Annotated in this window: 16 protein-coding genes and 1 riboswitch; of the genes, 12 read left to right on the top strand and 4 right to left on the bottom strand. The window is 45.9% G+C overall.

The genetic code is table 11. The features are described 5' to 3' along the window. Nucleotides 1-30: 30 nt before the first annotated feature. Both AC1DLI_RS20095 and AC1DLI_RS20090 read right to left on the bottom strand, forming a co-directional pair. Complete coding sequence (locus tag AC1DLI_RS20095; protein ID WP_477606110.1) at nt 31-927, bottom strand: CheR family methyltransferase; 897 nt, start codon at nt 925-927, stop codon at nt 31-33. Beyond that, nucleotides 900-3,659 (bottom strand): response regulator, encoded by a 2,760-nt coding sequence (locus tag AC1DLI_RS20090; RefSeq protein ID WP_477605735.1) that lies wholly within the window; start codon nt 3,657-3,659, stop codon nt 900-902. The genes AC1DLI_RS20095 and AC1DLI_RS20090 overlap by 28 nt, the downstream gene beginning before the upstream one ends. 161 nt (nt 3,660-3,820) lie before the next feature. On the opposite strand from AC1DLI_RS20090, the gene AC1DLI_RS20085 reads away from it, so the two are divergent. Genes AC1DLI_RS20085 through AC1DLI_RS20075 form a run of 3 tightly spaced genes read left to right on the top strand, consistent with a single transcriptional unit; the run spans nt 3,821 to nt 5,507 of the window. Then, a complete protein-coding gene (locus tag AC1DLI_RS20085) occupies nt 3,821-4,249 on the top strand; it encodes a DUF948 domain-containing protein (RefSeq protein WP_477605733.1) in 429 nt (142 codons plus the stop codon). 38 nt (nt 4,250-4,287) lie between these two features. Further along, nucleotides 4,288-4,728, top strand: coding sequence for an anti-sigma B factor RsbW (rsbW, locus tag AC1DLI_RS20080; RefSeq protein ID WP_477605731.1), 441 nt, complete (start codon nt 4,288-4,290; stop codon nt 4,726-4,728). Next, nucleotides 4,725-5,507 (top strand): sigma-70 family RNA polymerase sigma factor, encoded by a 783-nt coding sequence (locus tag AC1DLI_RS20075; RefSeq protein WP_477605729.1) that lies wholly within the window; start codon nt 4,725-4,727, stop codon nt 5,505-5,507. Before rsbW ends, AC1DLI_RS20075 begins: the two co-directional genes overlap by 4 nt. A gap of 78 nt (nt 5,508-5,585) precedes the next feature. Here the strand turns inward: AC1DLI_RS20075 and AC1DLI_RS20070 are convergent, their stop codons facing one another. Continuing rightward, on the bottom strand, nt 5,586-5,726 hold the full coding sequence (locus tag AC1DLI_RS20070; RefSeq protein ID WP_308994135.1) for a hypothetical protein: 141 nt from the start codon (nt 5,724-5,726) through the stop codon (nt 5,586-5,588). A 4-nt stretch (nt 5,727-5,730) separates the two neighbouring features. Then, nucleotides 5,731-6,087: a YtxH domain-containing protein gene (locus AC1DLI_RS20065; RefSeq protein WP_477605726.1), complete on the bottom strand. Its 357-nt coding sequence runs from the start codon at nt 6,085-6,087 to the stop codon at nt 5,731-5,733. 423 nt (nt 6,088-6,510) lie between these two features. Between AC1DLI_RS20065 and AC1DLI_RS20060 the strand changes: the two genes are divergently transcribed. From AC1DLI_RS20060 to AC1DLI_RS20020, 9 genes are all read left to right on the top strand, one after another. Continuing rightward, nucleotides 6,511-7,104 carry a GNAT family N-acetyltransferase gene (locus tag AC1DLI_RS20060; RefSeq protein ID WP_477605724.1) on the top strand — a complete coding sequence of 198 codons (594 nt, stop codon included), beginning with the start codon at nt 6,511-6,513 and terminating at the stop codon, nt 7,102-7,104. 35 nt (nt 7,105-7,139) lie between these two features. Then, nucleotides 7,140-8,621, top strand: a complete 1,482-nt coding sequence (locus AC1DLI_RS20055; protein ID WP_477605722.1) for a methyl-accepting chemotaxis protein — start codon at nt 7,140-7,142, stop codon at nt 8,619-8,621. 269 nt (nt 8,622-8,890) lie between these two features. Next, nucleotides 8,891-8,989, top strand: a riboswitch (guanidine-I (ykkC/yxkD leader). Between the two features lie 77 nt (nt 8,990-9,066). Then, nucleotides 9,067-10,395, top strand: coding sequence for an APC family permease (locus tag AC1DLI_RS20050; protein ID WP_477605720.1), 1,329 nt, complete (start codon nt 9,067-9,069; stop codon nt 10,393-10,395). Between the two features lie 239 nt (nt 10,396-10,634). Continuing rightward, nucleotides 10,635-10,820: a YezD family protein gene (locus AC1DLI_RS20045; RefSeq protein WP_477605718.1), complete on the top strand. Its 186-nt coding sequence runs from the start codon at nt 10,635-10,637 to the stop codon at nt 10,818-10,820. A gap of 35 nt (nt 10,821-10,855) precedes the next feature. Then, a complete protein-coding gene (locus tag AC1DLI_RS20040) occupies nt 10,856-11,164 on the top strand; it encodes a hypothetical protein (RefSeq protein WP_477605716.1) in 309 nt (102 codons plus the stop codon). A 112-nt stretch (nt 11,165-11,276) separates the two neighbouring features. Beyond that, nucleotides 11,277-12,254 carry an aldo/keto reductase gene (locus AC1DLI_RS20035; protein ID WP_477605714.1) on the top strand — a complete coding sequence of 326 codons (978 nt, stop codon included), beginning with the start codon at nt 11,277-11,279 and terminating at the stop codon, nt 12,252-12,254. Between the two features lie 97 nt (nt 12,255-12,351). Continuing rightward, nucleotides 12,352-13,461 (top strand): ABC transporter ATP-binding protein, encoded by a 1,110-nt coding sequence (locus tag AC1DLI_RS20030; RefSeq protein WP_477605712.1) that lies wholly within the window; start codon nt 12,352-12,354, stop codon nt 13,459-13,461. A 36-nt stretch (nt 13,462-13,497) separates the two neighbouring features. Continuing rightward, entirely contained in the window at nt 13,498-16,452 is a 2,955-nt protein-coding gene (locus AC1DLI_RS20025; protein WP_477605710.1) for an extracellular solute-binding protein, read from the top strand. Continuing rightward, a complete protein-coding gene (locus AC1DLI_RS20020; RefSeq protein WP_477605708.1) occupies nt 16,442-17,338 on the top strand; it encodes a carbohydrate ABC transporter permease in 897 nt (298 codons plus the stop codon). Before AC1DLI_RS20025 ends, AC1DLI_RS20020 begins: the two co-directional genes overlap by 11 nt. Nucleotides 17,339-17,353: the final 15 nt, after the last annotated feature.

Raw genomic sequence — 17,353 nt, 5'->3', positions numbered from 1 at the left:
TTGTCATTTCCCTTTTTTTTATGATCGAATCTAGCCATTCGTGCTGAACTTCCTGAAGATACGCTCGGTCGGGTTAAAGTCCTCATATTGTGCTTTATGGACGGAGATCATCGATTCCATGTTTCCTAACGCCAAGAAGCCTTGACTCGCCAGGCTTTCAAAAAACAAATCATGCACGCGGCGTTGGAGTTCCGTATCGAAATAGATCATAACGTTTCGGCATAAAATCACGTGAAACTCATTAAATGAACGATCCGTTGCCAAATTATGCTGCGCAAACATCATGTTTTCTTTCATGTAAGGATGGAACATGGCATATTCATAATCGGCTGAGTAGTAGGAGGAAAATTCCTTAGTGCCGCCAGCCTGCAGGTAGTTTTTCGTAAATGCCTGCATGCGCTTGATCGAGAACTTTCCTAACTTGGCGCTCTGGATTACTTGCTCGTTCATATCAGTAGCGTAAATTTTTGTTTTATCGAGCAAACCTTCCTCCTGCAGCAGTATGGCCATCGAGTAAACTTCTTCTCCCGTCGCGCAGCCCGCATGCCATATTCGAATTTCGGGAAGGTCACGGAGCTGAGGGATAACCTCATTGCGGAAGGAGGCAAAGAAGCTTGGGTCTCGGAACATTTCCGTTACTTTAATTGAAAAATCATTTTGCAGCTTTTCCATAAACCCAGGTTCATGAAGCACCTTCTCCAGCAGCGAGGTTATCGTAGGCAGGCCTTCGAGATTCATCCGATGCTGAATGCGTCTGCGCAGCGAGGAACGCAGGTAGTTCCTGAAATCGAAGCCATAGACGTTGAAAATGCCATCCAAAAGCAGGTTAATTTCTATGGCTTCCAGCTCATCTAACGATAATTCATCGAGAATAGGATCATCCTCATTCCACTGACTGCTCAATTCCCCACCTGCTTTGTCAGCCATACCCGCATAAGCGAGAACAGCTGCTCCATATTTAGCGGTTTGCTTATATAATCCGATGCGCCGGCCTCCAAACATTTCTCGCGATCGCTCTTCATTGCTTTGGCCGTAAGCGCAATTATCGGTGTATGTTTGATATCTGAGTCTTGGCGCATCGCTTTCATGGTTTCATAACCATCCATAATGGGCATCATAATGTCCATGAGTACAAGGTCGAAGTCTCTTTGCTTCTCTATGATTTCAAGAGATTGCTTGCCGTTATTAGCGACTGTGACCTCTATGCCTTTGTTCTCGAGCGCTTTGACCAGCGCAAATACATTGCGTGAATCATCCTCTACAAGCAGTACTTTCTTGCCTTTAAAGAGGGAGCCTTCAAAATCCGTTGATTCGGTTACCTTATAATCGATAATGTCGGGTGCCGAGACTGTTGTCCGTTCTTCTGTTAATGGCTCTGCGCCTGCGGCGACTTCCTGATTAAGAACCACGAGCTGTTCCTTCTCCATATTAGGGAGACTCGGTATCAAAAGGGTAAACGTGCTTCCTTTCTCAGGGATGCTCTCAAGGATTATGCACCCATTCAACAGCTTGGTAAACTCATTACATATGGACAAACCTAAGCCTGTACCGCCGTATTGTCGATTCGTTTCGCCGTCTACCTGTTGGAAAGCTTCGAAAATAAGCTGTTGTTTATTTAATGGTATGCCTATTCCGGTATCGGTTACTGAAATAGCGATCACGTTGTCATCTAAGTGAGCAGGAATATATTTTTGAATGATTTGCTGTTCAGCTTTTTGAATCGTTAGGGTAACCGATCCTTTTTCCGTAAATTTAAAGGCATTGGATAAAAGATTTTTCAAAATTTGCTGCAAACGCTGACCGTCTGTGTACAGCAATGGCGGCACGTCATCCTTCAGATCGATATAGAAGGCGATGTTCTTGTTCTCAGCCACAGGGTTAAAGAGCAGCTGCATATGCTGAGGTATTTCACTGACATTCACTTCATCCTTCGTTAAAATAACCTTACCCGCCTCAACCTTGGATAAATCAAGAATATCATCAATAAGCGTTAATAAGTCATTTCCGGAAGTGTTGATGACTGAAGCATACCCTTCTTCTTCAGAAGTCAGCGTTTTATTTTCATTTTCGGCGAGCATTTGAGAAAGAATTAAGATACTGTTTAACGGCGTCCGAAGCTCATGCGACATATTGGCCAAGAAATTGGATTTGTATTGTGAGCTTCTTCTTAGCTGCTCGGAATAGTTCTCCAGCTCTTCCTTCGCTTTTTCGAGTTCCTTCGTTTTCTGTTCGGCAAATAGATTCTGCTCCTCTAGGTGCTCGGTAGTCATGCGCATTTCCTCTTGCTGCATTTGCAGCTCCTCGGACTGGGTTTGCAGCTCTTCCGTTTGTGTCTGAAGCTCTTCCGTTAACACTTGGGATTCGCTAAGCAATCTTTCCACTTCCATGCGCCCATCGACATTATTAATGGCGACGCCAAAATGGCTTTCAATTTGTTCCAGCAGCTTTAAATGCTGGGTAGTGAAGGATTCAACGGAAGCAAATTCAACGACTGCCGCCACCTTGCCTTCAAATTCAAAAGGAACGATGAGGATGCTCTTTGGTTCTATCATTCCAAGGCCGGAGGTCAGGCGTACCGGATGATCTGGAGCGGTGTTCAATAAGAAAGTGCGTTTCTCGAGCGCCGCTTGGCCGATTAACCCTTCACCGATACGGAAGCTATCATGACCCATCTCGTCCCCGTGAGCAGCATAGGAGGCTGTTTTGACAAGCCTTTGCTGCTCTCCATTGCCTTTGCGAACATAAAATACGCCATATGCCGCCCCCAGAATGGGTGCCAGCTTGGTGAGAAAGGAATCCGCTAAAGTTTTGATATCATTTACGCCTTGATTCATCGTCGCAATTTCAGCAACCTTTTCTTGTATCCAATATTGGTCATTTAGATTATCAAGGAGACTGTTGGTCGCATCGGCAAGATCCTTGATCTCATCCCGGGTATTTACTTTAATCCGAGTCGATAAATCCCCGCCGGAGGCTGCGATATCAGAAATGGTTTTCACGACGTCTTTGATTGTTTTGACAATTGTGCCAGAAACATAGGAGACGATGATGAAAGCGATAATAGATATGATGATCAGCATAAGATATAAGCTGACTACGAGCATATCGTTGCGGTTTTTTAATTGCAAAATATGATTTTTAGTTGTCGTTATTTCTTTTTGACGCATCGTTTCTAATTGTACTCGTAGGGCGTCAATATCCTGTTTCCCTTTATCCTCATTAAAAAAATCAATAATGCCTTGTGTATTATTTGCCTTACGCATCGCAATGGTAGGTTCGCCGGCTGTTTTAATCCAATTTTGAATGGTCAGCTTGATTTCCTCGAGGTTTTTACGAGAAGAGGGATCATCCGCAAGATATTGAAAAAGCGTATTATAATTGGCTTCCCATTCTGCTTTCCCGCGGTTATACGGCTCTAAATAGATCTCGTTGCCGGTGATGACAAAGCCTCGCTGGCTTGTCTCCATGCTAACGGCATTGTACCTGATGGTAGTAATAAGATTGTGGACTTCAATGTCGCGGGTGGTCATCGTTTCGATTTCGGTCTGTAATGAGGAAATTCTATTGCTCACGACAAGGATAGCAGCGCCCAGACAGCATATGATCAGAAAATAGCCGATTAATATTTTCCAACGGATATTTATTCGTAGATTATGCAATTTGATAGGCTCCTTTTATATAAAAGATCATTATTATCGTTCCCTCTATTATAACATGAATGATCCAAAGGACAATTTTCATCCAACTATTGAAGGATGCTGCTAGCCTGTTTCAAATTGACGGGCAGCGGGTAACTTATGAAAAAAAGGAAGTGATGAGAATGGATTTGTTAATGCAAATCAGTATTGCTGTAATAGCAATTGCGTTCCTAGTTCTATTGTATTCTCTTATTCAAACGTTGAAGGTACTGCGAGGCGCGCTGGATGAGATGCGTCAAACCGTGGGCTCGCTCCGAACGGAGGTTACGCAAATTAGCGTCGAGGTGAAAGAGGCCATTCATAATACGAATGCGATGACGCTGGATGTTCGCACGAAGCTAAGCTCCCTTGATGTTTTATTCGCTTCGGTTAATGATCTAGGGCATGCTTTGCATTCGTTTACCGGTGCTGCTAAGGAATCGGCGGCAAGCGTGGTAGCCTCTATTAAAGGGCATAACAAAAAGCCCGTGGGGGAACCGGGATTAATCAGTACGGTGTATGATGGCGTTATCTCCACTATTAGGGTCTGGAACAAAGTCAAGAAAATATAAGCTATAATAGGAACATACAGGAGAGGACAGAAGAAACTATGAACTCATTCATTCATTTGACGATTCCTGCCCGGGCGGAATTTATTGATATTGTTAGGCTTACATTGTTTGGCATTGCGAATAAAGCAGGTTTTTCCTATGAGGAAATTGAAGATATGAAGGTAGCGGTAACAGAGGCTTGCACTAACGTAGTGCTCCATGCGTACAGTAATTCTCAGCCTGGGGAAATTGAAATAAGCTTTGAGCTTGAAGAGAACGGGATTACGATTCGGATCAAGGATGAGGGCAGCAGCTTTAAATATGAGCCGGCTGAGAGCAAGTCCGTCACTCTTCACGATAAGGAACTAAGCGAAGTGACTTCGGGCGGACTTGGGCTATTTATGATGCATGCGCTAATGGATAAAGTTGAGGTATTCTCCGGGAGAGGTACCGAGGTGATTCTCACCAAGCTTATTGGTAGGAAAGAGGAGATGGCATGAACGCGAATTCATCCTTCCTGGATCCAAAAGAAACAATTGAAAAAATGAAAGTGTATCAGGATACGAATTGCAATGATGTGGCTGCGGAATTGCTGCAGCATTATGAACCAATCGTAAAGATGGCAGCCGCTAAAATGTCCCGAAGCCGTCCTGATCTCTATGAAGATTTGTATCAGGTGGGCCAACTGTCCATGCTTCGCTTGTTTAAGCAATTTGACAGCTCGCGGGAAATTCCGTTTGAGGGTTATGCGATGAAAAGCATCATCGGCCATCTGAAAAACTATTTACGCGATAAGTCATGGTATATCCAGGTGCCAAGACGAATCAAGGAAAAGGGCCTGCTCATTCAGCAGGCTATCGATCACTTAACGGTAGAGCTTGGGCATTCGCCTAAGATGGAAGAGATTGCAGGTCATCTTGGCCTATCGGTGGAGGAAACGATCGAGGTGCTTTCTTGCAGGGAATCCTATCATTATGTTTCGCTGGACACGCCTTTATCCAGTGAAGGGGAAAGCGCCGCTACAATAGGCGACCTCATTGGATCAGACAAAGACGATTATCAGCATGTCGATAATCGTCTCGATCTGGAAGAAGCGCTCGATCAATTGAAAACAGAAGAAAAGACCGTGCTGCTGCTCGCTTATCACAATGGTAAGTCGCAGCGTGATATTGCCGATGAGCTTGGCGTATCGCAAATGAGCGTATCCCGCATTCAGAAGCGTGCGATCGATAAGCTGAAGCTGCTGTTAGCGGATCAGCATCCGGAGTTCGGTACTTAATATCATTTTATTAATACAAAAAACCACCCTTTCCATCTTAATGATGGAAAGGGTGGTTTTTTGTTTGTGCATCAGCCGTTATTGAGCGGGATCGGGAACCATTCCGTTTTCGATAACCTCTGCATTCGTTTCCATTTTCTCCATGTCCTCACCGAGTTTAATCATTTCTTCCTCGGTGGGAGCCATCGAGTTTGTGGTCGTCTCGAGATCGACTTTCATTGCATTACCTCCCTGTGGTGGCAAGCCCATCCTTAACCTCTTCTTTTGTGGAGGACAGAGAATCCATAATATTTTGATTTGATTTTTTAGTGTGATCCATCAAATCGCCGGCTTCGTCTTTAATGTTAGTAGCCAGGTCCTTTGTGTTTTGACCGACCGTGGTTGCCAATTCTTTTGTTGTTTGTCCTACTGTAGTGGCAATATCCTTTGTTCTCTCGCTAATGGCTTTGAACTTATTCGAGAGATCCTCTCGAAGGTTTGCGCCTGTTTTTGGTGCAAAAAGCAGAGCCGAAATGGCACCGATGGCACCTCCTACAATTGCGCCTACCAATACGCCGTTACTAGAGTTTTCTCGTGACATTTAACATCTCTCCTCATTCTTTATTTGTTGATCTTGTTGATCAACTGTTTGGATTTCTTAGTTATATATAAACGAAACCACGCTTTTTGAAACAAAATCAAAAGGAAATGATTGACAATTTGTAGATGTTGATGCTACGATTTGTTTCGATTTCGCACTTAACTGCTAGGAATTGTGTGGAATTAGCGGAAACGAATAATGATGAATATTGCGGGTTATTCATTTTATATGAAATCAAAGGAGGACTTTTACAATAATTAAAAAGCGTATATGGGATAAGATGTGATGTTCGATTTAGAAAAAATTATGATTATTCTGTGAAAATGGTAAATTTTTGAGTAAATTATACCGATAAATAGGTTGCCTACATATTTTACCTGCGAAGAAACCTACGAGAAAATAGAGAGAAAAAGGAGAAAAATCATGTTTAAACGAGTGGAGAACGAGCTGGAGTTAGCCATGTTTAACGGCATTTGGACAACCGTCTGGATGGAGAAGGGGTTTGAACTTGAATTTTCTGATCAGACTCTTGAGAGATTTATCGTTGTGACACCGGAAGGACATTATGTAGGAACCTCTGAAATTAAGCCCTATAGCTTAACTTCAAGCTCTATTAACGCTGCGGGTCCCTTTCAAAAGAACCCCAAAGTCGTTGAAGCAGACGGTGCAGTTGCAGAGATCGATAAGATGGCTCTGCTTAGACCATACCGCGGACGCTACATTTCAGATTTGCTTTCTTCGGCTGTGTATATTGCGGAGAAGCTGCATTTGAAATACTTTGTTTCGCTGCTGGAGCCGAAATTTCTGAGGGCGCTTCGAATTTCGTATCAGGTTCCGTTAGAGAAGGTGGGAGAGAAGGTTTTCTACAAAGGCGATGATGTCGTTCCGGTTTTGTTCGATATGGAGCAAATGTACCGTAACAAGCATCTCTATGATTGGCTTGTCTATCCGCTGGAGTCGGTCCTTGTTGCAAACGGAGCGGGAGGTGCTGGGCAAAGCGAATCAATTAAGCTTTAGAAACGAATAGTTTACTCAGAAAAGGCGGAAATGTCATGAAAAGAGAATTGACAGAACTAGACAAACGAAATCGATTGTTAATAAAAATTCTATGGAGCCTCTTAGCTCTTGGGATCGCTACAGATCTGGCTATCGGACTCGGCGCGAACATGGTTCTCCTGTTGGCGGGTGTCGGAACATTTTTGTGCGGAGCAGCTACTTTCATGACATACCGTGGAATTTTTACGGGCTATATTAAATATACCGTACCGTTTATTTTGACCATCATCGTCAGCTTATTGATTTTGTCGGACCCCAATCCGATTGTAAGCACCTATTTCTTGGTGTATGTGAATCTTGCAATCATTACATTGTATGCCGATCATAGGCCTATCATTTTGACTGGGGTACTTGGAGCTGCGTTAAGCACTTATCTGTTTCTTGATCCCGTGCTGCAACCAAAGCTGTTTCCGGATGAATCGCTTGTCTACCTGTACCTGTACTTAATATTTGCATCGGCTGCTCTTGCATTCTCCGCCGGTTTTAGCGGTAAGCTTCAGCGGCAGGTGACGGACAAGCAGCGTGAAGCCTTAGCTTCAAAGGATATGGCAGAAGCGCTGCTGGCTAAGCTCAATTCCTCCATTCAGGTATTGACGGAATTCAGCAGCAGCCAACAGACGACCGTTCGTTCCACGGGTGATATCTCGAAAGAAGTAACCGCTACGTTCTCCGAAATGTCGGCAGCGATCGAGAAGCAAACAGGGACAATTCTAAACATCAGCGAATCCTCGCAGGTCATTGACGCTTCTGTGAAGCAGCTTTTGGAAGGAACGGAGCTTTTGCAGCAATACTCCGCTGACAATGCCGAATTAACCGTTCAAAATCGCGAGCAAATGACGGCTTTATCCAAAGAGGTCGAGAGCGTGCGTTCTATTATTACGCATACGGTTGAAATGATGGCGCAGCTTAACGAACAAAATGATCGCGTTAGCTCGATCGTCGGCACCATAGGCGACATTGCCGAGCAGACGAATTTGCTTGCGCTGAATGCGGCGATTGAAGCAGCACGCGCCGGCGAACATGGCCGGGGCTTTGCGGTAGTATCCGGCGAGGTTCGGAAGCTTGCGGATAACGCAAGAGAGGCAACGAAAGAAATATCCGATATTTTATCGGGTATCCGCTCTCAAATTAGCGCCGTTCACGAGCAGGTTGAAAACGGACAGGCTGCTGTAACGACAAGCAGAGATGTTTCAAAGCAGGTGCAGCAGCTTATCGATCGTATAAATGACAATACGGAGCTTGTCAAACGTCATTCTGATGCGGTAGGCAGCTCAGCTAATGAGCTCCATCTTCGGTATTCCAATATGGCGGATGAAATGGTCAATATTGCGGCTACGACGGAACAAAATATGGCTTCGGTAGAAGAAGTTCACGCCAGCATGGAGACGCAGGATATCAAAATCCATACGATGGTTGAAGAGTATGCGCAGTTGGATCAATTATTATCAGAGCTTAAGCAAATGGCAGAAAAGATTTAAAATCTTGCTTCGGCGAAATCCAAGGTAGCTTAATAGAACCGCCTGAGTTGATAATAACGTCATTTCGCTAAATTTAAGTTAAAAGAAAGACCTATGTATCCCTAACACGGCCGCATAGGTCTTTTTGTATTTTATCATCATTAAAAAACAAAATCTTTAAATACAGAACAAACTATGTTATATTATTTAACATAAGCGAAGAAATATGAATAATCGTTCGTGTTTCAGGGTTGTTTGTCAGGTAACATGTCATAAAATAAAATAAAATAATTATAGTTTTCTAGGGTTCCGCGAACCATTTGTTCGGACTGGACCGAGAGGGAACGCACAGCTTGCTGTGTTCACGGAGGGATAAAAGCCCGGGAGGTTGTCTAACGACAATACCTCCCGGGTTATTCTTGTTTTATTACCTACAAGATATAAAAACAATAAGGCAGAGGTGTGAATGATGGAAGAAAAAGTGACGTATAAAAAGACGTTAACGTTGTTTCAGGTTGTTGCCCTGGGTTTGGCGTGGATGTCGCCTATGATTTATTTTACCGTATACGGTCTTGCCTACGAAGGCTCTAAAGGCATGATGACAGGCTCGTACAGCATGGCGGCGGCAGCTATTCTATTAACCGCAATAAGTTATATCGTAATGTCCAAAAGATTTACATCCTCTGCCTCGGCTTATACGTATGTCAAAAAAGCTATCCATCCGTATGCGGGCTTTTTGGTCGGGTGGGTCGTGCTGCTCGAATATATATTTTCCCCTGTCATCTCTTGCCTGACATTTGGTCTTTATATGCATGCGCAGTTTCCGGATATACCGGCATCGCTATGGATTATTGCGATCAATCTTATTTTTGCGGCTGTGAACATCGTAGGTATTAGGTTTTCGGCAGGCATCAGCAAAATATTTGTAGTTGTACAAATTTTGTTTATTGCCGTGTTTTGCTTTTATTTACTTAAAGGGCTGGCCGGCGGCGCTGCAGCGGTTGCCGTACAGCCTCTGCTGCCCCAGGGTGATTGGGGAATCTCGACGATTCTGACCGGTGCGTCATTGGTTTGCTTTTCCTTTCTTGGCTTTGACACGGTTACCACCTTGGCGGATGAAACGATTAATGCTCGCAAAACGATACCCTGCGCCATTATGCTGATCGTTCTTATTGCATCCGCCATGTATATCGTCGTCTCCGCTCTAACAAAGCTGGTTTTTCCAAGTCTTGTTTTCTCGGATGCGGATGCAGCGGGCTTTGAGCTTATGAAGTTGGTCGGCGGGGCAGGTCTTCAAGCGATTTTCATTTCGGTGCTTATCCTGGCTGTGTTTACGCAGGGAGTTATTGCCGTAACGAGCGCATCCAGATTGCTGCATGTTATGGGTACGGACTCGACGCTGCCCAAACGATTTTTCGGAAAGCTGCATGCCAAATATAAAACGCCGGTCAACAGCATTGCGGTTGTATGTATAGTATCCTTGCTCGCTCTGGTTCTAAGCTTGGAAACGGCGATCAAATTCGTTAGCCTCGGCGCGTTAACGGCATTTGTGTTTGTGAACGGATCGGTCATTGTACAGTTGTATGTGAAAGAGAAAAAGCGATCTTTTAAGCAGACGATCGTTTACCTTGTTATTCCGCTTTGCGGTGCCTGCTTCGTTGGCTGGCTGCTCACGCTGCTTGATCGAACTGCCTTATACATGGGGCTCTGTTGGCTGCTTATCGGAGTCGCTTATCAACTGTACCGCTCAAGGCTGACGGTTATCGCTATTTTGCAAAAACGTCAGCTTGATTAGACGGATAAGTGTTGACGAATGAAAAACAACATGTTAAATTAAATTTATCCTATTGAATTAGTCGGAAATGAATATTGTTGCTTGCATAAGAAATTATAGCTTAATAACCGCTGTATTTTACTGCAGGCCGCGCTCGCTAGAAAACTGGAGGCGCATGCCAATCGAAGGCTCATTCGTTTGACGTGCGTCTTCTTTATTTTCTAATGGTTACACCCATAACTTTAGAGAGGATGATGATGATGTCCCGAACTGTAGAGGTTGCTGACGAATGGTTGAAACGAATCAAGGAGCAGTTGGTAGGGGTTCAATATGGCGTTGTTCAGATCACTATCCATAATGGTCAGATCGTGCAAATCGACCGGACTGAACGCAGTCGCTTCGATACAGAGAAATCCCCTTCCTCCGTAAAGCGGCAAAGATTGTAAGGAAAGCTCTTATTTTAAAAAACGAGAGGTAGCTTATGAAGAATGACCTGAAGGCAAGCTTATATGAATGGCCTGATCTGGCATTTCATCATTATTGTTTGCAAATGTATCGGCTGAATCGCGGAACTTATAATACGATTGATCAATGGCTGTTCGATAACGGTTATCCTGAAATTAAACGAAGACGGAAGATGATTATTCTTTTTTTGGATCTCATGGTTAACGTGCAAGCAGAAGAAGGGCGGAAGTTTTTGTCCTTTGGAAAAGGGAATTTAATCATCGAGCTAAGCCAATTTGCTGCTGAGCATGACAGACATGCAAGAAGCGTATTGGCCGCCTACTAACTAGCATCCCATTCTTTTGAATACTCATATCTATCGACCGGATAACCGGAGACATGCTTTATTTGATGTCTCCGGTTTTTTTTATTACCCAAACCATAGGAGGAATATGAAAATGGAATATCGTAAATTAGGAAGAACAGGGCTCAAAGTATCCGCAGTAAGCTTGGGGACGATGGCTTTTGGTCGCTGGATTGATGAGCAGGCTTCGGCCGATATTTTGGATTTAGCGCTGGATAGCGGAATTAATTTGGTGGATACGGCGAATGTTTACGGCGCTGGAGAGTCTGAGCGTATTCTAGGCAACCTGCTAAAGGAAAGACGGCAGCAAATCGTTCTTGCAACTAAGGTTCACGGCCGCACGGGCGAAGGTGTAAACGATGGCGGCCAAAGCCGATATCATATTTTCAAAGCCGTCGAGGATAGTCTGAAACGATTGAAAACCGATTACTTGGATCTTTATCAGGTTCATCGCTTTGATCCGAACACGCCGCTTGAGGAAACGCTGCGTGCTTTAGACGATTTGGTCCGCCAAGGAAAGGTGAGATACATAGGGGCCTCGAACTTTGCTGCTTGGCAGCTGGCGAAAGCTCATGGAATTAGCGCCCTGCACAGCTTGCATCGCTTTGATAGCCTTCAACCGGAGTACAGCTTGATCTCACGCGAGATTGAGAAAGAAATTATCCCATTCGTCCAATCGGAAAATGTCGGCGTTATCGTCTACAGCCCGCTCGGCCGCGGGATACTCTCAGGCAAGTATCGGGCTGGAGAAGCGCCGCCGGAAGGCTCGCGCCTTGCGGCAGGGGAACCGAGATTAGAAGAACTTCTGAAGAAAAATGCTATTCAAGTGGCGGAGGCGATTAGGCCGCTAGCGGAAGAGAAAGGACTAACCGGGGCGCAATACGCATTGTCGTGGGTGCTGAGCAGGCCAGGGATAACGTCAGCCATTCTGGGCGCTTCCAAGTCTCACCATATTACGGAAGCTGCAAAAAGCTGGCATGAAAGATTGAACGCGGAAGAGCTGGCAAAGGCAGACGAGGTGACAGCCAATCTGCAGCTAGGGAAAGAAACAGTTTTAAGCTTAATCCAATAACGGCATACATTCTACCATATCAATGGAGGATATCAGAGCAAGGCCTGATATCCTCATTTTTGTTTGCGGGAATATAGTCATGATAGGAGGTCATTATGTGGCGGCAGTTACCATTAATCATTTGTACAAACGGTATGGCAAAGACAAACACGCAGTTGTGCAGGATTTCCAGCTGGAGATAAAGGATAAGGAGTTTATTGTGTTCGTTGGGCCTTCCGGCTGCGGGAAATCGACGACTCTCCGAATGATTGCCGGACTTGAGGATATTTCAGAGGGTGAAATTTTCATCGGGGACCAGCTGGTTAATAAGCTCCCGCCAAAGGACCGGGATATTTCCATGGTTTTTCAAAACTATGCTCTTTATCCAAATCTAAGCGTTTATGAGAATATTGCGTTTGGACTTCGGATGCGAAAGCTGCCTAAGCATGAGATTGATTTAGCGGTCAAAAATGCGAGCCGGATTTTGGAAATCGAGCCTTACCTGCATCGCAAGCCGAAGGAGCTCTCGGGCGGACAACGCCAGCGGGTTGCGCTGGGCAGAGCTATCGTACGCGATCCGAAGCTGTTTCTAATGGATGAACCGCTGTCTAACTTAGACGCAAAGCTTCGCGTGACGATGCGAATGGAAATTACGAAGCTGCACAAAAAATTAGGCACGACTTTTATTTTCGTGACGCATGACCAAGTGGAAGCGATGACGATGGCCGATCGCATTGTCGTCATGAAGGGCGGAGTCATTCAGCAATGCGATACGCCGGAGCTGATTTATTCCAAGCCTGCGAATACGTTCGTAGCGAGCTTTATCGGCTCGCCGCAAATCAATTTCATCCATGGGCGCATTCAAGAAAACCCGCAGGGCAGATTGGAATTTCATACGAACCGCTTTAGCTTGAAGATTAATGAAGCGACCGAGGATATTTTGCGCAATAATAACCAAGTAAACAAATCGGTGATATTAGGAATAAGGCCGGAAAATGTAAAGCTTGAGGGCTTGTTTTCGGAGACGATCATCACTGGAACGTATCGTGATAATGAGCTGATGGGAGCAGACCGTTTTCTTTATTTGGATATCGGGCAGGAAAAGCCGTTGATTGCCAGGGTAGATCCCGATAATCGTTTTGCTGAAAATGAGAAGGTAAAGGTTGAACTGGATATTTCCAAGGCTCATTTTTTCCATAAGGACACTGGTGTGAGATTTACAGAATAATTGGATTTGCGCGAAGGAGGGGGGCGGCTTCCCGTTATGAGAAAGAAACAAAAATGGTTCATATATTGCGGCAGTATCGTGATTGCGGCATGGCTGCTTTCGTCTGGAGCGGTTAGCTCCGTATCCGGCGAGGAAACCGCAGCGGTTAATTACGCAGACCTCATCTCTACATTCGATTATGAGGTTGATCCTTATTTTAGCGAGGCACTGGCAAAATGGCAGGAGCAAGGGCTGAACAACGCAACCGCCTCCATACGGGTGGAAGGAGCGAAGCCGTCCGCTGTATCCAATCCCCAAGAAATTAAAGCGGGCGAGTATGAGGGGAAAACGAATGTTCTGCTTTGGAACACAAGCAATACCGGCTGGGTCGAATATAAGGTTGACGTTGCAGAGAGTGCGCTGTATGAAATCCACGTTTCTTATAACCCTCTAAAGGATGCCGGGAAAAAAGGACCGATTGGGTGGGAAGTAACGTTAGACGGTCAAAGGCCATTTAGGGAAGCTTCGTCCACCTCATTGTACCGAACCTGGGAGGATGTCCGTCCTATATTGAAAAACTCAGACGGCGATGAGATTCGCCCCCGTGCGGTAGATGTTTCAGACTGGAGCGAGAAGCCTTTCATTGATTCGGGAGGGGCATATGCGCAGCCTTTGCAATGGCATTTCTCACAAGGAACGCATACGATTCGTTTGCAAGGCTATGATCCGGTAGCGATTGAGCAAATCGAGCTCCGTCCAAGCCGGACGATTCCGGCTTACGAGGAGTTGGCAGAGCAGAATGAGGATGTGCCAGCCATTGGCGGCGATGTAATAACGCTGCAAGCCGAGGATTTCTCGACGAAAAACGATACGGCGATCAAGCTGTTTTCGGATAAGAACTCCCGCACTCTCCCGCGTTATAAAGGAAGAATTGTTTATAATACCGTGGGCGGCCTGCGGTGGCTGGAGCAAAACCAGGAGATTACCTGGTCGTTTGAAGTGCCAGAGACCGGGCTTTACAAAATTGGCTTCCGAGCCTTGCAGAATACGATTGCGCAGAAAACATCCTACAGAGCCGTGAAAATTGACGGCGAGGTGCCTTTTCAACAATTTCTGGCTTATGGTTTTCCTTATTCGACGGGCTGGAACGGCCTGATATTGCAGGATAAAAGCAAAAAACCGTATCTGCTAAAGCTGGAGAAGGGGAAGCATACTTTATCGCTTGCAGTTACGCAGTCGCCCGTAAAACCGATTATTGTCGATTTGGAGAAGCTGATTGCCCATCTGGATGCCATAGATTGGGATTTGCGCACGATTACAGGCTCCAGCACGAAAAAAACGATCGATCGCAACCGTTCATGGAATATGGATCAGGATTTCCCCGGTCTGACAGACCAGATGGCGCTTGCTGCAGATGTGATGGGAGCATTGTCCAAAAGAGTGGTCCAAGCGAATGGGAAAAAGGATTCCATCAGCCAAGGCCTCGATACGTCAGCGAAGGATCTGCGGGCGCTGCTTCGTAAGCCGGAGGAGATTCCTTATCAAGTGGAGGAGATTGCCTCCATGCGAGAAAAGTTCGCGTCGTTTATTGATACGCTGGTAAAGCAATCGCTACAGCTCGATGAGGTATATGTCATTCCGGAGAAATCGGATGCGCCAAATATGGAGGCTGGCCTTTTTAACCGCATGTGGGGCGGAGCCCAAAACTTTGTATACTCGTTTGACGCAAGGGACAGCTTGAAAGAAATGGACGATAAAAAGCTTAATATTTGGGTACAGCGGGGAAGGGATTATGTCGATCAGCTGCAGCAATTGGCTGACGAGTCCTTTACGCCGGAGACGGGCATTGAAGTAAAGGTGAATCTGCTGCCGAATCCGGAGCTGCTGCTCATGTCTAACGCTGCAGGCGTCCAGCCTGACATTGCGCTTGGCCTGACGCAGGATTTGCCGGTCGATTATGCCATTCGCGGGTCGCTGCAGGATTTGAGCGAATTTGATGATTTTAAACAGCTTTATCCGCAGTTTAGTCCCGGCTCCTGGCTTCCGCTTCATTATAACGGCGGTTATTACGGCGTGCCGGAGACACAGTCGTTCCAGGTTCTCTATTATAGAAAGGATATATTGGAGCGCCTCGGAATTGAAATCCCGCAAACCTGGGAGGAAGTCTATCAACTATTGCCAACGCTGCAGCAAAACTTTATGAATTTCTATGTAAATCCGAAGGAATTCACCCACTTTTTCTATCAAAACGGCGTAGAGTTTTACGAGCCGGGCGGCATTAAATCAGGGCTGGATACGCCCGAAGCGTACGGTGCATTCAAGCAGTGGACGGATTTATTTAATACGTATGCCTTGGAGCGGGAGGTGCCGAGCTTCTACCAGCATTTCCGCACGGGTACGATGCCAATTGGCATCTCGGATTACAACATGTACGTACAGCTCTCGGCGGCCGCGCCCGAATTGAACGGACGCTGGGGCATCGCGCTGATTCCGGGAACGAAGCAATCGGACGGCTCTATAAGCCGCTGGGCGGGCGGCGGACAGCGAACCGGCGTAATTTTCAACAAGTCTAACAAAAAGCCTGAGGCCTGGCAGTTTCTGAAATGGTGGCTTTCAGCCGAGGTGCAGGAGCAATACGGCTCTGATCTGGAAGCTGTGAACGGCATTGCATTCCGCTGGAATACGTCTAACGTGGAGGCTTTCACTAATCTTCCGTGGAAAAAGGAGGATGCTGCAATCATTTTGAACCAATGGAAATGGTATAAGGATATTCCTAATGTGCCGGGGGGATATTTCCTGGAGCGTGAGATCAATAATGCGTGGATCCGCTCCGTTGTAAAAACGTCTAATTACATGTCCTCACTAGAGCAAGCGGTTAGGGACATTAACCGCGAGCTGATCAGGAAGCAGCAGGAATTCGGATTTATCAACGAAAACGGCAGCCAAGTGAAAAAGCTGGATATTAAGGTTGTGGATCAGCCTTGGGAAGGGGTTGATCGCTATGTGGATTAAGCTGTGGTCGTTTCGTATCTCTTACTTGTTTATTGCGCCTTTTCTCGTTTGTTTTGCTTTATTTATTGTGATACCTATTTTTGCGGCGGTTGGCCTAAGCTTCACATACTACAACGGGATAGAGCCGCCGCGGTTTGTCGGGTGGAGCAACTTTCAATATTTGATCGCGCAGGATTTGCTGTTCCTGAAATACGCGCTCCCGAACACCTTTAAATTTGCCGTAATCGTCGGTCCTGGCGGATATGCAGCAGCCTTCCTGCTCGCATGGCTCATCTCGCGGCTGCGCGGTGGCTACCGCAAATGGGTTGCGCTTGCCATGTATACGCCATCTCTCACGGTTGGGATTGCCATGACCATCATATGGCTTCCCCTGCTTTCGGGAGACCGGATTGGTTACCTGAACAGCTTTCTCTTGAAAGCCGGACTTATCGATGTGCCGAAGCTATGGGTAACCAGCCCGGATTTTCTAATGAATTCGATGATTGCCGTCACGTTATGGTCGAGCATGGGCGTTGGTTTCTTGGCGATGCTCGCAGGGATTCTTAATGTGGATACGACGCTTTATGAAGCAGGGAGAATCGACGGTATCAAAAATAGTTTGCAAGAGCTGTGGTTTATCACGATTCCGTCCATGAAACCGCAAATGCTGTTCGGCGCCGTAATGGCAATCGTCACGACGTTCAAGACGGGCTCTATTGGCGTCGAGCTGTCCGGGCAAAACCCGACGCCGGAATACGCCGGCCATTTGATCGTGAACCATATTAACGATTACGGGCTCATCCGTTTTGAAATGGGCTACGCGGCGGCGATTTCCGTGTTTCTTCTTATACTAATGTATTTTGCGAACAAGCTTAGCTGGGGATTGTTCGGTACGAAGGAGGAATAACACCTGAAACAATCG

The sequence above is a fragment of the Paenibacillus sp. 01T443 genome, assembly GCF_056398325.1.
The sequence above is the reverse complement of the archived record's forward strand: the minus strand, read 5'-3'. Positions and strand labels throughout refer to the sequence as shown.

Excerpts from the sequence above, each read along its gene's own strand:
- AC1DLI_RS20055 (WP_477605722.1), top strand. The coding sequence starts at position 7,140 with ATGAAAAGAGAATTGACAGAACTAGACAAACGAAATCGATTGTTAATA.
- AC1DLI_RS20065 (WP_477605726.1), bottom strand. The coding sequence starts at position 6,087 with ATGTCACGAGAAAACTCTAGTAACGGCGTATTGGTAGGCGCAATTGTA.
- AC1DLI_RS20050 (WP_477605720.1), top strand. The coding sequence starts at position 9,067 with ATGATGGAAGAAAAAGTGACGTATAAAAAGACGTTAACGTTGTTTCAG.
- AC1DLI_RS20035 (WP_477605714.1), top strand. The coding sequence starts at position 11,277 with ATGGAATATCGTAAATTAGGAAGAACAGGGCTCAAAGTATCCGCAGTA.
- AC1DLI_RS20025 (WP_477605710.1), top strand. The coding sequence starts at position 13,498 with ATGAGAAAGAAACAAAAATGGTTCATATATTGCGGCAGTATCGTGATT.
- AC1DLI_RS20045 (WP_477605718.1), top strand. The coding sequence starts at position 10,635 with ATGTCCCGAACTGTAGAGGTTGCTGACGAATGGTTGAAACGAATCAAG.
- AC1DLI_RS20040 (WP_477605716.1), top strand. The coding sequence starts at position 10,856 with ATGAAGAATGACCTGAAGGCAAGCTTATATGAATGGCCTGATCTGGCA.
- AC1DLI_RS20085 (WP_477605733.1), top strand. The coding sequence starts at position 3,821 with ATGGATTTGTTAATGCAAATCAGTATTGCTGTAATAGCAATTGCGTTC.
- AC1DLI_RS20075 (WP_477605729.1), top strand. The coding sequence starts at position 4,725 with ATGAACGCGAATTCATCCTTCCTGGATCCAAAAGAAACAATTGAAAAA.
- AC1DLI_RS20095 (WP_477606110.1), bottom strand. The coding sequence starts at position 927 with ATGGCTGACAAAGCAGGTGGGGAATTGAGCAGTCAGTGGAATGAGGAT.
- AC1DLI_RS20070 (WP_308994135.1), bottom strand. The coding sequence starts at position 5,726 with ATGAAAGTCGATCTCGAGACGACCACAAACTCGATGGCTCCCACCGAG.
- rsbW (WP_477605731.1), top strand. The coding sequence starts at position 4,288 with ATGAACTCATTCATTCATTTGACGATTCCTGCCCGGGCGGAATTTATT.
- AC1DLI_RS20020 (WP_477605708.1), top strand. The coding sequence starts at position 16,442 with ATGTGGATTAAGCTGTGGTCGTTTCGTATCTCTTACTTGTTTATTGCG.
- AC1DLI_RS20060 (WP_477605724.1), top strand. The coding sequence starts at position 6,511 with ATGTTTAAACGAGTGGAGAACGAGCTGGAGTTAGCCATGTTTAACGGC.